The sequence below is a fragment of the Anaerococcoides asporogena genome, assembly GCF_029590275.1.
Lineage (GTDB): Bacteria > Bacillota > Clostridia > Clostridiales > Clostridiaceae > JG1575.
This window is the reverse complement of the sequence record NZ_CP120965.1, coordinates 812953-828790: the sequence shown is the minus strand read 5'-3', so window position 1 is coordinate 828790 and position 15838 is coordinate 812953. Positions and strand designations below refer to the sequence as shown.

Here is a 15838-nt window from a genome sequence, read left to right as displayed (position 1 = left end):
CTCCTTGCGAGAATAATCGTTCAGCGGCTGTTCCAGTAGTTCAGGAGATCCCTGACCACCGGAATGGCCTGCTGGGCACCGGTGTTTTCCTTGACGTCCGCCAGATCCTCCATCACCACCGCAAAGGCGATGCGGGGATTCTTCTGCGGGGCAAAGCCGATGAACCAGGCATGAACCCGGGTGCCATCAGACACTTCAAACTGAGCAGTGCCGGTCTTGCCGGCTCCCGAATTGCGGTCCAGGGAGCGGTAGCTTGAGCCGCCGGACTTGACGTTCTGGATCATCATGGCTTTGACGGTGGCGGCGACTTCCTGGGACAGGGCCTGCGTCAGGACCGGCTCGCCGGCCTGAGACACCACCTTGCCGTCCTTATCGGTAATCTGTGAAATCAAGGCTGGCGCAGCCAGCTGGCCGTCATTGGCTACTGCCGCGGCCACCATGGCCATCTGCAGCGGGGTTGCCGCAACCGCTCCCTGACCGATGGCGGTGAGGGCCTTATCCCCCTTGGCGTATTCGCCCAGGGTCGGAAACACCGACTTGCGGGCCTTCAGCCCCTGCATTTCAATGGGCTGATTGAAGCCCAGGGCTTCCGCCGTCCGGCGCAGCTGCTCGTTGGTCAGCTCGATGCCGAGGCTGCCGAAGATGTAGTTGGAGGAATTGGTGAAGGCGGACTGCAGGTTCATTTCCCCGTAGACGTTGTTGTTGAAGTTGTTCAGGCGCGATCCATCCGGGAACTCAATGTAGCCTTTGTCCTCAAAGACGCGTTCCCGGAGTCCGGGCAGATACTCCAGGCCGGCGGCCAGGGTGATGGTCTTCATGGTGGAACCCGGGGCGAACACCGAGTTCACCGCCCGGTTGATCAGCGGCGCTGTGGCGGCGTAATCCTTGTCCGAATTGACTTTCTTCATGACTTCGTCCAGTCGGGCGGCGGAGAAGCCGGGACTCGAAACCATGGCCAGAATTTCTCCGGTTCTGGGATCCAATGCCACCACGGAACCCTTGCGGCCGTCCATGGCTTCGTAGGCGGCCTTCTGCAGGCCGGAATCCAGGGTCAGGTGCAGGGACTGGCCGACCTGCTTCTTGGTGACGCCCTCCTCGGGATTCAGCAGGGACGAGAGAAAATCAAGGGTCAGGAGTTCATCCACGCCAGGCTGCTTGGACAGGATCTGATCCATGGTGGATTCCAGGCCCGTGACGGAATACTTGGCGGAGACATAGCCCAGGATATTGCCGTAGGGCTCGCCGCCCGGGTACTCCCGGGTCTGGGTACCATCCTCGTGCAGCACGCTGCGGGAGAGGACTTTGCCGCTGCGGTCGAAGATGGAGCCGCGCAGCACTTTGTTGCGGGCTTCGGCATTGCGCCGGTTGCCGGCATCGGTGCGCAGGCTCTCGGCCCGGGTGACCTGGAAGTAGCCCAGGTAGGACATCAGGCCGATGAACATGGCCAGTATGACGGCCGCCACCCGCTTGATGTTGCGGTGCAGCAGGCGCCGCTGGGCCTCAAAATCGACCTCATAGCGGCCTTCCAGATCCAGGTCGGCCAGGTCGGCCGGCGGAGTCGATTCGCCTTTGGCCGCTCCCTGCCTGGAAGCCGGTTTCTGCTTTGCCGCCGGTTGATCCGGTACATAGACGAAGGAATCGAGATCCGCCGAGCCGGCGGACTGCCCGGGATAGACAAAGGTCTCCGGGGTCAGGTCCTGCGGAGCGGTCGACTGGTTCGGGACAGACGGCGAACTGTATTTTCGATTGCGATGAAATAATGACATTTAGGCCGCCTCCTCTGATGTTTTCTGGATGATGCCCAGGGCGAAAAATACCGTTAGCATTGATGTTCCGCCATAGCTGATCAGGGGCATGGTGATGCCGGTCAGCGGAATGACGTTAAGCACGCCGCCGACGATGACGATGGCCTGCATGGCGATCATGGTGGAAAAGCCGACGGTCAGGAGCGAGGAAAAGATGCTGCGCACATTCAGGGCTACCCGGATGCTGCGGTAAAACATCAGGAAATAGATAATCAGAATGCCCATGCTGAAGATGACGCCGAATTCCTCCGCCAGAATGGCGAAAATATAATCGGATTCACGAACCGGAATCAGGGACGGGCTGCCCTGGTAGAGCCCCCGGCCCAGCAGACCGCCGGAAGCGATGGCATACAGGCCCTGAACGATCTGATAGCCGTAGCCGTTGCGGTCACTGAACGGGTCCAGCCACATGCGCACCCGGACTTTGATGTGGTCAAACACATAGAAGCTGGCCACCGCTCCCACCGAGCCGATGCCTAAAGCGGCCGCCACATACTTCAGGCGATTGGTGGCGACATAAAGCATGGTCAGGGCGATGGATGCAAAGATCAGGGCAGAGCCCAGATCCTTCTGCAGCACCATGAAGCCCAGGGTTACCGCCACGACAATCGTCGGTTCGATCAGACTGCGCAGATCCCGGTACTTGCGCAAGGCGCTGGCCATGTAAAGAACAAAGAAAATCTTGCCGAATTCACTGGGCTGAAAGGAAACGCCTTTGATAAACACCCAGTTCTTCGCCCCGTTGATTTCCCGACCAAACAGCATGGCCATGGACACAAACACCAGCGTCAGGATCAGATAGAGGTAGCGCAGGCGGGCAAACCGCTTTAAGTCGGGCAGGACGATCACAATGCCGCAGTACAGCGCGACGCCCAGGATGAACCAGAGCACCTGACGGATGGCCAAGGCCGAGTTGACCCGATAGATCATGGCGATGCCGATGACCGAGAGCATGGTGGCAAAGGATACCAGGTATTTGTCGCCCTGGCTGAAAAAGCGCTGGACGATCAGATGGGCGTACCAGATGAGCACGCACAGAACCAGCCCGATGATCAGGGCTCCGGGGTCCATGGGACGCGCCGCGATGGCGATATTGGCGAACAGAGCCATGGTCAGGAAATAAACCGACCCGGCCAGGCCGTTGCGTTTTGGCTTCATATGCAAGTCCTCCTAGTTGATGACGCGCAGAACGGTCGAACCCAGGGTGATCAGGTCGTTGACCCTCAGGTAGGTTTTCTGTTCCAGCCGGTGCTGATTCAGTTTCGTTCCGTTGGTGGTATCCAGATCCTCAATGACATAACGCCCCTCATGCACAAAAAAACGCAGATGATGGTACGAAACGTACGGATCCTGGAGCACCACCGAATTGTCGTCCTTGCGCCCCAGTGTCATGCCGCTGCGCAGCGGAATCACCGTACCCTTGCGCAGCTTCGGATCGGCCCCGCTTTCAACTACCTCCAGCGCCCACTGCACCTGGGTTGGCGTCAGCGGCTGGCGGTCCGCCGCATCCACGTCCCGCTTCATAAGACGCAGGGCCCGAAAAATAAAAAAGTATAATGTCAGGATAAAGATCACAGAAAAACCCGTGGCGATAATACCCGTCAGATCCATGTCCAATCCCCCCTTTCTCACTCAATGGTTGATAACACGATATCGCATTGACATGAAAAGAAAATTAATCTTTCCAAAGCTTCAATGCCTAACCCTCAGTCTAGCAAAAATCCCCGGATAAGAAGTTAAAATCCGGTAAAGAGCAAAAGCCCATTCGAAACGCCATTCATCGTCCCCTTCACTGTCTCAATCACCGTCCCATTCATCGCGTAATCAGAGCGCCATTCACCGTCCCATTCATCGTGCCCTTTATAACTCCCCAAAGCTTGAAGCGAGTCCTTCCGCCACCAAACCCTCCCGCCATCCAGACGACCCGGCCGATCCGGGCAGCCCGCCGGATAACAAACAGCTTTCCTAACATGCCGGCTTTGGGCATGATAAGAAAGCTGTTGAAGAATGAAAGAATATGTCTTTCCGAGCAGGCAGTGAAGCTTCCGAGGACATCGTGAAGCTTCCGACCAGGCAATGAATCCTCCGAGCAGGCAGTGAATCCTGCGAGCGGACAGATCTGCTTCCATGCAGACAGATCTGTTTCGGAGCAGAAAACGTAGTTTCCGTTCAGTCGTACCAGGAGCTGTTTGAGGACAGGCATTGAACATCCGGGACAGCTTGGGCTGCTTTGGGATCAGGAGCGCAGCGGTCAATGGATCAGCGATCCTGGCGGGTGGCGATGTCGGGCACGATGACCACAGGACGAGGTCTCTGATTATACAGCCACAGGTTACGAACGATCAGAAATACCAGGTATGGAAGCATCATGAGGCTCAATTCGCCGTCATCGAGGAAGGGTCTGATCCAGGCCAGCAGCCCAAGCAGGGCCAGATACAGGATCAGTTCCGCCAGTCCGGCGGTTCGGCGGGAGAGCTGGTCATACAGCCGGATGCGGCGGACCCAGTAATACACCGGAAAGGCCGCCAGAACTCCGAACAGCCAGGGAGCGGCGATTCCACTTTTCATCAGCAGCGAGGAGCTGAGATACAGGGCAAACAGACTGCCCTTTCCGCTCAGGAATTTCAACGCCCTGACTGAATCCGGACCAAGTGCCGCCCGGTCTGATTCCGATTGAAGCTGCGGATAGCGCCGCCTGACGGTCTCCATGAACTGTTCCAGTGACCCCCGCGAACCGTCTTCCCGGAGTGATGCTCCGGTGAATGGCAATGGAACCAGGGGGGCTCGATCTTTGCGGGCGAATAGCCAGGCATCGCGGTCTCCGGGAAGAAACCACAGAGTCAGAGCGGTCGCCTGCCTGAGATCCATGCCGGAAAGATCGGTCAGATTCAGCAGATGATGCCCGCTCAAAACCAGGGTTCCGTTCAGTCCGACGGATTCGGCCTGAGCCAGAAGATCCGCTTTGGTCTGGCTCAGGTCAAGCCCGCGCAGATTCCGATGCTGGCGCAGGCGATCCAGAAGTGCGGCTCCGGTTGCCAGCATGAAAGCAATCAGCCCCCACAGCAGCAACACCCGGAACAGTCCCGGCAGGAGCCGGTCGGAACCGACCTGATTCAGCCAGGGCGTGGCTGCCAGAAAGGCGGCCAGCGCGGTCAAGGCACCTAATAACGCGCTGGTCAGCAGGACCAGTCGGCGATGAAGCAGTTGTCGGATGGAATGTGATGAATCCACGGTTCTCCTTTCGCAGGCAGCGGTCTCTGGTGTTTGCTCAAAGATCAGGGGAAGTAATCCGGCTTTCTGTATTGATAGAAGAAAAGTTGACGGTGAATCACCGGAAGGATCAGGAACGGCCGGCCCGATACAAAATCGGACCGGCCGTTGCTCGAGTCGTCGAATTAGAGAGCGGCGATGAGCTTGTCCAGGTCGGACTTGACCTTGGCAATGGTCTCCTCTGTGGGAGCCCCGTTGAATTCGGTCTCGCCGTAGGATTCGTACTTCATGCGCCGGTCCTCCAGAAGTTCGTTGTACTCCTTGAGGCAGCCGCCGCTCCAGCCGTAGCTGCCGAAGTAGACCGCCTTGCGGTGGGTGATCATCTTGCGGCCCATTTCATCCAGCGTGGATGCCATGGGGGGGAACATCTTGTATTCATAGGTGGGCGCTGCTACCACCAGGCCCTTGGATTCCAGGGTATGCATCAGGACGGTGCCAAGATCCGTTTCGGGAACCTTCAGCATGACCACGGGCACTTCCTTCTCTTCCAGGTAAGCCTTGGCGATGTGAGCCATCTTTTCGGTATTGCCGTACATGCTGCCGTAGAGAATCGTAACCTGCGGTTCCGCATTGCCCTTGGCATACTCGACATAGCGCCGATAATCCGCAATGACATGAGATGCCAGCTCCGGCGAATCCCAGACCAGTCCGTGGCCCGGGCAGATCATCTGGATGGGCAGATTCTCAATCTTGGTAATGCCCCGCAGGACAAAGGGCGAGAAGGTATTGAGGATAGCGCCGAAATAGCGCAGCTGCTCCTGCTCCAGGTGAACCAGCGTGGCTTCGTCGGTCTCGGAGGCCAGATTCTGCTCCAGCTTGCCGAAGGATCCGAAGGCGTCGCAGCTGAACAGGCAGCCGGACTGCTCCTCGAAGGTCATCATCGTATCGGGCCAGTGGATGTTCGGCGTTTTCTTAAAGCGCAGACGGACCTCGTTGCCCAGATCCAGGGTTTCATCATCCATGATCTCATGGATCACGCCTTCGAAGCCGTAGAAAGCGCGCAGCAGCGCCGCGGATTCCTTGGTGCAGTAAATTTCAAAGTTGGAATGCAGTTTCTTAAAATCCTCAATCCAGCCGGAGTGGTCCGGTTCCATATGGTTGATGATGAGGTAGCGGATGGAATCCAGCGTCACATTGGCTTCATCCAGCAGCTTGTAGAGCGTCTCCGGAACTCCATCCCAGCCGCAGAAGCCATCGATGATGGCCGTCCGTTCGCCCTTGACGATATAGGAGTTGAGAGTAACACCATGGGGCATATGCCACATGCCCTCAAAAAGCAGCCCTTCCACATTCATGGAGAGCAGTGTAATATTTTTGGCAATTTCTCTGGTCATAGTATCCTCCGATTTAATGCGATATATATTCATGTTATCACGAACTGTCGATCCTGACAGTTTTTTTTCATAGTTTGCCGGAAAAACCGGTTCGAGCCGATCCATGGCTCAAATTCGAACCGGACCGATCCTCCGGTCGAACCGGCCCGACCTCACCCCGGGTGTGGGGCAGGCCGGGCCGGACATGCTTCGGCTATTCTTTTTTCTTGCGGGGACGGCCTGGTTTTTTCGCCGCTGGAGCATCCGCGGTTTTGTCCGTCGGCTCCGCGTCGGCTTTTTTTGCCTTGCCGGCGGTCTGGCGGGCCGGTTTGGTTTTGACCGGGATCTGCCGGGCTGCTTCCAGCTGGGGCTTGAGATACTGTCCGGTATAGGAGATGGGCAGCGCCGCAATCTCCTCCGGGGTGCCGGTGGCCAGAATGGTGCCGCCGCGGTCACCGCCTTCGGGTCCGAGGTCGATGATGTGGTCGCAGGATTTGATCACATCCAGGTTGTGTTCGATGACGATGACGGTATTGCCGGCATCGACCAGGCGCTGGAGGATGTCGATGAGCTTGCCCACATCGTGAATGTGGAGCCCGGTGGTCGGCTCATCCAGAATATAGAGTGTCTTGCCGGTGGAGCGCTTGGACAGCTCGTAGGCCAGCTTGACCCGCTGCGCCTCGCCGCCCGAAAGAAGCGTGGAGGGCTGGCCCAGCCGGATATAGCCCAGTCCGACATCCATCAGGGTCTGAATTTTGTTGCGGATCCGGGACTGGTTCTCGAAGAACTCATAGGCTTCCTCCACCGTCATGTCCAGAACCTGCCAGATGCTCTTGCCCTTGTATTTGACTTCCAGGGTTTCGCGGTTGTAGCGCTTGCCGCCGCAGACCTCGCAGGGCACGTAGACATCGGACAGGAACTGCATTTCGATCCGGATGATGCCGTCACCGCTGCAGGCTTCGCAGCGCCCGCCCTTGACATTGAAGGAGAAGCGGCCCAGCTTATAGCCCCGGGCCTTGGCTTCCGGCGTGGAAGCGTAGAGTTCCCGGATCAGGTCGAAGGCACCGGTGTAGGTGGCGGGATTGGACCGGGGGGTCCGGCCAATGGGGCTCTGATCTATGTCAATGATCTTATCGATGAATTCCGCGCCCAGGATATCCCGGTGCTTGCCGGGGATGGTGCGGGTCTTGTTGATCTTGCGGTTTAGGCCCTTGTAGAGCACTTCGTTCACCAGGGTGCTCTTGCCCGAGCCGGATACGCCGGTGACGGCCACCAGAGCGCCCAGCGGGAAGTCCACGTCGATCTCCTTGAGATTGTTCTCTTTGGCGCCCAGCACCCGGATACGATCGCCGGACCCCGGCCGGCGGACCGCGGGCACCTCGATGCGCCGGCGGCCCGTCAGGTAGTCCGCCGTAATGGAACGGGGGGACTGCTTGACTTCTTCCAGGGTGCCGGCCGCCACGACCTCGCCGCCGTGCTCGCCGGCGCCGGGACCGATGTCCACAATGTAGTCCGCGTTGCGGATCGTGTCCTCATCATGCTCCACCACCACCAGCGTATTGCCGGCATCGCGCAGAGCCTTCAAGGTCGCGATGAGCTTGTCATTGTCGCGCTGGTGCAGCCCGATGCTGGGCTCATCCAGAATATACAGCACGCCCATCAGGGACGAGCCAATCTGTGTCGCCAGACGGATGCGCTGGGCTTCTCCGCCTGAGAGGGTGCCGGCCCGGCGGGCCAGGTCCAGATAATCCAGCCCGACATTGGTCAGGAAGGACAGCCTGGCTTTGATCTCCGTCAGGATCTGCTCGGCAATGGCCGCTTCCTTTTCCGACAGCACCAGTTCCTTGATGAAGGCCAGTTCATCGCCCACCGACAGCGCGGTGAATTCCGAGATGTTCTTACCGCCCACGGTCACGGCCAGAGCTTCCTGGCTCAGCCGCTGACCGTGGCACTTGGGGCAGGGATTGTCGCTCATGAACTGCTCGACTTCCTGCTTCATCCAGTCGGATCCCGTCTCCATGTAGCGGCGCTTCAGGTTGTTGATCTCCCCCTCATAGGCATGGCTGTAGACGCCCTGAGTGTAATTCTTGGTGTAGTGGACCTTGAGCTTTTCCCCGTTCGTGCCGTACAGCAGGATCTGCTGAATCTCCGGGGGCAGGTCCTGGAAGGGTGTGCTCAGGTCAAATTTGTAGCGCTTGGCCAGAGCATTGAGGATGCCCATGGTCCAGGAATTTTCCTTGAGCCGGCCATCGCCCCAGGAGGCGAAGGCCCCTTCCATAAGGGACTTGGAACGGTCAGGCACCACCAGGTCCTCGTCGATCTCCATCAGGGTGCCGATGCCGTCGCAGACATCGCATTTTCCCCAGGGGGAGTTGAAGGAAAAGGTGCGGGGCTCCAGCTCGGCAATGCCGACCTGGTGATCGGGGCAGGCGAAATGCTCGGAGAAGAGCAGATCCTCCTGGCCGTCAACGGTGATGATAACCGTCCCCTCCCCCAGCTTCAGCGCCTGTTCCAGGGAACCGGTCAGGCGGGTGCGGATGTCTTCCTTTACGATGAGGCGGTCGATGACGGCCTCGATGTTGTGCCGCAGGTTCTTCTCCAGGACAATTTCCTCTTCGGTGATGTCATACAGGCTGCCGTCCACCCGGGCCCGGACGAAGCCGTTGCGCCGGATGGATTCAATAACCTTCTCGTGTTCGCCCTTGCGGCCGCGGACCATGGGTGCCAGGATCTGGATCTTGGACCGCTCCGGCAGCTCCAGAATCTTATCCACCATCTGATCGACGGTCTGGCGGGAGATTTCCCGGTGGCAGACCGGACAGTGCGGAATGCCGATGCGGGCAAACAGCAGGCGCAGGTAATCATAGACCTCCGTCACCGTTCCCACCGTGGAGCGTGGGTTGCGGGAGGTGGTCTTCTGGTCGATGGAGATGGCCGGCGACAGGCCCTCGATGGATTCCACATCGGGCTTGTCCATGTTGCCCAGGAACTGCCGGGCATAGGCCGACAGCGATTCGACGTAGCGGCGCTGGCCTTCGGCATACAGCGTATCGAAGGCCAGGGACGTCTTGCCCGAACCGGACAGGCCGGTGAACACCACCAGCTGGTCGCGGGGGATGTCCAGGCTCACGTTCTTCAGATTGTTGACCTTGGCTCCCCGGATGGATATTTTATCTCTCATGGCTGCTACTTACCGCTCCTTACTTTCGTCAGTTCCTTGCGCAGCTTGAACAGCTCGTCCCGAAGGTAGGCTGCCTGCTCAAACTGCAGATCCTTGGAAGCTCTCTTCATGTCGGCTTCCAGTTTTTTCACCGTCTGTTCCAGCTGTTTGACGTCATAGGTCATGGCATCCTCCAGCGACTTGTATTCCACGGTCTCCTCCGCCAGCTTCGAGATCTCGATGACATCCCGGATCCCCTTGAGGATGGTCTGGGGCACAATCCCGTGCGCCTGGTTATGCGCTTCCTGAATCGCCCGGCGCCGGTTGGTTTCTCCGATGGCCCGGGTCATGGAGTTGGTCATGTTGTCGGCGTACATGATTACTTTGCTTGCGGAGTTTCGGGCTGCCCGGCCGATGGTCTGAATCAGTGAGGTTTCCGAACGCAGGAAGCCTTCCTTGTCGGCATCGAGAATCGCCACCAGCGCCACCTCCGGAATATCCAGACCCTCACGCAGAAGGTTGATGCCGATGAGGACATCGGCCTCGCCCAGCCGCAGATCGCGGATGATGCGCATCCGCTCGATGGTGTCAATTTCCGAATGCATGTAGGTGACCTTAAGGCCCAGATCCTGGAAGTACTTGGTCAGATCTTCGGCCATGCGCTTGGTCAGGGTGGTGACCAGAACCCGGAAGCCCTTCTCGATGGTCCGGTTGATTTCGTTGTAGAGATCGTCCATCTGGCCCTTGATGGGACGCACGATGACCTCGGGATCCAGCAGGCCGGTGGGTCGGATGACCTGTTCGGCGACGACGGCAGAATGCTCCTTTTCGTAGGGACCCGGCGTGGCCGAAACGAACAGGCACTGCCCGATCTTGCCCTCAAACTCGGCAAAGGTCAGCGGCCGGTTGTCATAGGCGGCCGGGATGCGGAAGCCGTAATCCACCAGGGACTGCTTGCGCGAGCGGTCCCCCGACTGCATGGCCCGTACCTGAGGCAGCGTGACGTGGCTCTCATCGATGAAGAGCAGGAAGTCATCGGGGAAGTAGTCGATGAGGGTGTGAGGCGGCGTGCCCGGTGCCCGACCGTCCAGAATCCGGGAGTAGTTCTCGATGCCCGAGCAGTACCCCATTTCCTGGATCATCTCCATGTCGAACTGGGTACGCTGCTTGAGGCGCTGGGCTTCCAGCAGCTTGTCCTGGGAAGTCAGCTCCTTGAGCCGCACTTCCAGCTCCAGCGCGATCTGATCCAGCGCGGGCTTAAGCTTTTGCTCCGACGTGGCAAAGTGGGACGCCGGACGGATGAAGACGTGATTGAGATCCGTGAGGATCTCACCAGTCAGGATGTCAAATTCACGGATCCGCTCGACCTCATCGCCGAAGAACTCCACCCGGATGGCCCGCTCGCTGGTAAAGGGCGGAACGATGTCCAGGACATCGCCCCGGACCCGGAAGGTGGAAGTGGTAAAATCCACATCGTTGCGCTCGAACTGCATCTCGATGAGCTTGCGGATGATGTCGTCCCGATCCTTCATCATGCCCGGCCGCAAAGACAGGGACAGGTTGCGGTACTCGTCGGGATTACCCAGACCGTAGATGCAGGAAACGGAAGCGACGATGATGACGTCACGGCGCTCGAACAGGGAGTTGGTGGCGGAGTGGCGGAGCTTTTCGATCTCATCGTTGATGGAGGAATCCTTCTCGATGAAGGTATCGGAGGAGGCCACATAGGCTTCCGGCTGGTAGTAGTCATAATAGGAAACGAAGTATTCCACGGCGGAATCCGGGAAAAAATCCCGGAACTCGGAGCAAAGCTGCGCCGCCAGGGTTTTGTTATGGGCAAGCACCAGGGTGGGCCGCTGGGTCCGTTCGATGATGTTCGCCATGGTGAAGGTCTTGCCGGAGCCGGTGACGCCCATCAGGGTCTGGAACCGGTTGCCGGCATTGATGGAATCCACCAGGGTATCGATGGCCTGGGGCTGATCCCCCGTCGGCTGAAACTTTGAATTGATCTTGAAGGTCCCTTCCATCGCGCTTCTCCTTTGCATAATATAAACATACGTTCTAAATATACCACCTGACATCTGCCTAGTAAAGTCAGTCTGGTTTAACGTCCCATGAACTTTGTATGACTTTTTCCCGTTCCATCCGGCGTAAAAAGGCCTGTTTGACACAGGCCTGGCTCAGATGCGCCGGCAGGGCGCGGTCTGGGTATTTGAGCGGAAAAAAGCTATTTATGCTGGTTGAGAATCTCGCGGGACTGGAGAAATTTTTCCAGCCGGGTTTCATAGCCGGCCTTCATGTAGACCTCGTAGGGGATGTCCTCGGTGCCAGTGAGCTCGCGCTTGATGTACTTGATCAGGGGCGGATTCATGACCAGGATCGGTCCCATCAGGTTGGTGCCGATGAAGTTCTTGTAGTGGATGCCTTCCAGCTTGCTCTTGCGGTTGAACCCGTGGCCGCGCTCAACCACCAGGAAGGGCATGCGGTCATTGCCGTACTGTTCGGTAAAGCGGGCATCGTAGCCCATGATGGGCTGACCCAGGAACCGGCCCAGAACGGTGCTGTCGTGGCGGTCCTTCATATTGCGCCGGGTGGTAAAGGGCAGCAGCTCCAGGGTGGGCAGCTTGCTGCCATCGGGCAGTTCGATGGACTTGCCGAAGATCTCCAGGGCGCTGTTGACAATGAGGAAGAAGGTTCCCCCCTCGATCAACTCCTGCAGGCGGTCCCGGTACGGGGTCAGATGGCGGGTCACCGCCGCCAGGTTGGCCTCCGTCATGGGTCCCATGTAGACCAGGTCTACTTTCTCCCGGGCAAGGCGGGGAACCTCGGTGATCTCGGTATACGCAAACTCCGCGTCGGGAAAAGTTTTTTCCAGGTATTCGACATTGCCCCGGTCGCCATACAGGATGAATCCGGGATATAGAATTTCGATGATCATTGCTGTCCCTCCAGTCGCCGGACTAACTCATCGCGGATGAATTCCGCTTCCTTCCGACTGGGCACATGGATGCCGTGCAGGATAAAGATGTCCCCCGGCTGATTCAGGCTGACCAGTTCGGGCACCCGCTGGTAGTCATCCAGGGCACGAATGTTCGCCTCCGGGATGCCGGCCATGAGGGCACGCACCACCAGGTCGTTGGACCGCCAGCTGTTGATGATGAGGCGGTTGAGGTCTTCGCCGGCCAGGTATTCAAAGTCGGTATCATAGAACCAGGCCAGGTTCTCGTCATAGCGGGTGGCCTGATGATCATCGTTGGCGATGATGACGGTCTTGGGTCCGGGATGCTTTTTGATGGCATCGAACACGCGGGAGTTGGCAATTGGGTTCATGCGCTTGGCGCAGAACAGATAGATCGTGCGGTCCCCGACGCGGGTGGCGTTGTAGCGGGAGCTGACCACGCGCAGCCGGCCCATGGCTTCGGCCAGCTCCTGCCGGCTCAGGCCGAATTCGCGCAGTGCGCTGTAGGCGGCCAGCTGGTTGTAGATCGCTTCCGTCGTGCCCAGGATCAGGGGGAGCTCCACGGCTTCCCCCGCCTCCTCCACGAACAGCTTGCGCTCGGTGTAGTCAACGGCGGTGACAACGTACTTCGGAGTCGGATTGGTAAAGCCGCAGTCCGGGCAGTGGGCCCGGCCGATGTGGTGATACCTCACAAAATCCCAATGCAGCGGAGCGCCGCAGCGGGGGCAGTACCGGATGTCCTTCAGGCGGGAATCCCGCCGCTCTTCTTCCCCTTCCAGGGGGGCGATGGAGAAAAACACCCGTTCGTTGCCGGCGCCGATCTGAGAACTGATCAGGTCGTCGGCGTTGAGGACCAGTCTGGTTGAAGCCGGAATGCCCTCTTCAATGGTCGCCTTGATAAAGTCCGTGTGGGCGTTCCGTTTATAGGAATCCTGATACAGGTTGGTAATGATTAAAAGATCCGGGGTCACATGGCGGAAGATCCGGGGCGTCCAGCGCTCATCCACTTCCAGGACGGCCAGGTCGGACTTCTTGCGGCCGGCCAGGTCCAGGTTGTCGGCCAGTGTCGTGATGATGCCGGAGTCCGTATTGGATCCGATGCTGTTGTTAACGATCCGGTCATGGCGCATGGACAGTATGTCCAGCATCATGTTGGAGGTGGTGGTTTTTCCGTTGGTGCCCGTAACGGCGATGATGCGCTTCGGTTTTGGCAGGTGCTTCAGGTAGTCGCGGTCAATGCGGGCCGAGACCACGCCGGGCAGGTAGGTGCCCTGCCGCTTCAAGAGCTGGAGTCCCAGCCGGGCGGCTTTGCCGCCATAGAGCGCCAGCCGGTATCTGAGGGTTGACATAGCTTATCCTCTCCCAATGATTTCTTCCTTTATTATAACAGCAACCAACCGGCCCTCTGAGGCATTCCGTGATTGTTCACGAAAAGATCAGCGGGGCCGGCTGGCGATAGATTATTGATCCGTCCGGTCACCGGATCGGGGCGTCAGCCGCAACCGGGTCTTGCCGTCGGCTTCTTCCAGTTCCAGGGTCATCTGGTCGGCGCGGAATGTATAGTTGGCCACGGCGGACTGCACATCCTCCTCGGCCAGAAAATGGCAGGTGACCTCAGGGACGTTCAGGGAGGCCCGAAGCAGCAGGCGGGTGCACCGAACCAGCTGCAGGGTGCCCTCACCCAGCTTCAGCTCCAGCACCGGCCGGGGCAGAAGCAGGATGAAATCCCGGTCAAAGCCCAGTTCCCTGATGTTGCGCAGGGTGAAATCGCCGGTGACTTCCAGGGGGCCGAAGCGGATGTCCATTAGTAGGCCTTGCCCCAGATCACCAGCTTGTCGGCGGGCTTGCCGCAGCAGACGCAGGTATCTCCGGTCTTTTCGCCGTCAAAGGGAATACAGCGGGAGGTCAGTCCGGCGTCTTCCTTGATCTTCTCTTCACAGGCGAGTTCGCCGCACCACATGGCTTTGATGAAGCCAGGCTTGGTTTCACCGATTTCCTTCAGCTCATCCATAGTGTGAGCCTCATAGGTCTTCTCTTCCATCCGGGCCTTGGCCTTGGCGAAGAGGCTGTCGTGGATCTCACGCAGCAGCTGGGGCAGGCGGGCGGACAGCTGATCCATGGCGACGATTTCCTTCTCCGCGGTGTCGCGGCGTACGAGGATAACCTGACCCTGTTCGATATCCTTGGGTCCGACTTCGAGACGGACCGGAATTCCCTTCATTTCTGACTCGGCAAATTTCCAGCCGGGGGATTTGTCCGTCAGATCGGTGATGACCCGGATGCCGGCGGCTTTCAGCTCGCTCTGCAGTTCCAGGGCCTTTTCACGGACTCCGCCCTTATGCATGGCGATGGGGACGATGATGACCTGATGAGGAGCGATGTTCGGAGACAGGACGAGACCGGAATTGTCGCCGTGCACCATGATCAGGGCGCCGATGCTGCGGGTGGACAGCCCCCAGGAGGTCTGGTGAACATGCTTGAGCTGTCCGTCCTTATCCTGGAAGGTCATGTTGAAGGCTTCGGCAAAGCCGGTGCCGAAGTAGTGGCTGGTTCCGGACTGCAGCGCCTTGCCGTCATGCATCATGGATTCGACGGTATAGGTGGCCTTGGCGCCGGCGAATTTTTCCTTGTCGGTCTTGATGCCGCGGATCACCGGAATTGCCAGGACTTTTTCATATACCTCGGCGTAGATATCCAGCATCTGGATGGTCTCAGCCTCGGCTTCTTCCTGCGTGGCATGCACGGTATGACCTTCATTCCAGAGGAACTCGGAAGTTCTCAGGAACGGCCGGGTGGTCTTTTCCCAGCGCACCACGTTGCACCACTGGTTGTAGAGCTTGGGCAGGTCATTGTAGGACTGAACGACCTTGGCATAGTGCTCACAGAACAGCGTCTCGGAAGTCGGCCGGACGCAGAGACGCTCCGCCAGCTCCTCGCTGCCGCCATGGGTAACCCAGGCCACTTCGGGGGCAAAGCCCTCCACGTGATCCTTTTCGCGCTGCAGCAGCGACTCCGGAATGAACAGGGGCATGGATACATTGACATGTCCGGTTTCCTTGAAGCGACGGTCCAGGTAAGCCTGAATGCCTTCCCACAGCGCGTAGCCGTACGGCTGAATGATCATGCAGCCTCTGACCGAGGAATAATCAGCCAGTTCAGCTTTGCGCACCACATCGGTATACCACTGAGCGAAATCCACCTCCATATCGGTGATCTGCTCAACTTTTTTCTTCTTGTTGTCTGCCATAATCGTTTCCTCCCAAAAAATAATAAAAAGCACCTGATCAAGGGACCGGATCCTCCGGTGGTACCACCCTGTTTGACAGCGTAT

11 protein-coding genes, 1 pseudogene and 1 other annotated feature (1 of these 13 cut by a window edge) are annotated in these 15838 nt (G+C 58.5%); all 12 genes and pseudogenes read right to left on the bottom strand.

Features of this window, described 5'->3' with window-relative positions; translation table 11 throughout:
- Nucleotides 1–20 precede the first annotated feature (20 nt).
- Nucleotides 21–1766 (bottom strand): peptidoglycan D,D-transpeptidase FtsI family protein, encoded by a 1746-nt coding sequence (locus tag P6M73_RS03970; protein WP_277854833.1) that lies wholly within the window; start codon nucleotides 1764–1766, stop codon nucleotides 21–23.
- Nucleotides 1767–2963, bottom strand: a complete 1197-nt coding sequence (locus P6M73_RS03965; RefSeq protein ID WP_277854832.1) for an FtsW/RodA/SpoVE family cell cycle protein — start codon at nucleotides 2961–2963, stop codon at nucleotides 1767–1769.
- Between the two features lie 12 nt (nucleotides 2964–2975).
- Nucleotides 2976–3416, bottom strand: a complete 441-nt coding sequence (locus P6M73_RS03960) for an FHA domain-containing protein (protein ID WP_277854831.1) — start codon at nucleotides 3414–3416, stop codon at nucleotides 2976–2978.
- Nucleotides 3417–3618: 202 nt separating this feature from the next.
- Nucleotides 3619–3882 (bottom strand): hypothetical protein, encoded by a 264-nt coding sequence (locus P6M73_RS03955; RefSeq protein WP_277854830.1) that lies wholly within the window; start codon nucleotides 3880–3882, stop codon nucleotides 3619–3621.
- Nucleotides 3883–4064: 182 nt separating this feature from the next.
- Complete coding sequence (locus tag P6M73_RS03950; protein ID WP_277854829.1) at nucleotides 4065–5036, bottom strand: hypothetical protein; 972 nt, start codon at nucleotides 5034–5036, stop codon at nucleotides 4065–4067.
- A gap of 164 nt (nucleotides 5037–5200) precedes the next feature.
- Nucleotides 5201–6409 carry an FprA family A-type flavoprotein gene (locus P6M73_RS03945; protein ID WP_277854828.1) on the bottom strand — a complete coding sequence of 403 codons (1209 nt, stop codon included), beginning with the start codon at nucleotides 6407–6409 and terminating at the stop codon, nucleotides 5201–5203.
- A 340-nt stretch (nucleotides 6410–6749) separates the two neighbouring features.
- A pseudogene (uvrA, locus tag P6M73_RS03940) lies at nucleotides 6750–9569 on the bottom strand (excinuclease ABC subunit UvrA); the annotation flags it as partial.
- A 5-nt stretch (nucleotides 9570–9574) separates the two neighbouring features.
- The gene (gene uvrB, locus P6M73_RS03935) at nucleotides 9575–11575 is read right to left on the bottom strand and encodes an excinuclease ABC subunit UvrB (protein WP_277854827.1); all 2001 of its coding nucleotides are present in this window, start codon (nucleotides 11573–11575) and stop codon (nucleotides 9575–9577) included.
- 200 nt (nucleotides 11576–11775) lie between these two features.
- A complete protein-coding gene (locus P6M73_RS03930; RefSeq protein ID WP_277854826.1) occupies nucleotides 11776–12486 on the bottom strand; it encodes a hypothetical protein in 711 nt (236 codons plus the stop codon).
- The gene (locus P6M73_RS03925; protein ID WP_277854825.1) at nucleotides 12483–13856 is read right to left on the bottom strand and encodes a MurT ligase domain-containing protein; all 1374 of its coding nucleotides are present in this window, start codon (nucleotides 13854–13856) and stop codon (nucleotides 12483–12485) included. The genes P6M73_RS03930 and P6M73_RS03925 overlap by 4 nt, the downstream gene beginning before the upstream one ends.
- Nucleotides 13857–13967: 111 nt before the next feature.
- The gene (locus P6M73_RS03920; RefSeq protein WP_277854824.1) at nucleotides 13968–14312 is read right to left on the bottom strand and encodes a hypothetical protein; all 345 of its coding nucleotides are present in this window, start codon (nucleotides 14310–14312) and stop codon (nucleotides 13968–13970) included.
- Nucleotides 14312–15754 (bottom strand): proline--tRNA ligase, encoded by a 1443-nt coding sequence (proS, locus tag P6M73_RS03915; protein WP_277854823.1) that lies wholly within the window; start codon nucleotides 15752–15754, stop codon nucleotides 14312–14314. The genes P6M73_RS03920 and proS overlap by 1 nt, the downstream gene beginning before the upstream one ends.
- A 37-nt stretch (nucleotides 15755–15791) precedes the next feature.
- Nucleotides 15792–15838: a binding site (T-box leader), on the bottom strand (it continues 157 nt past the right edge of the window).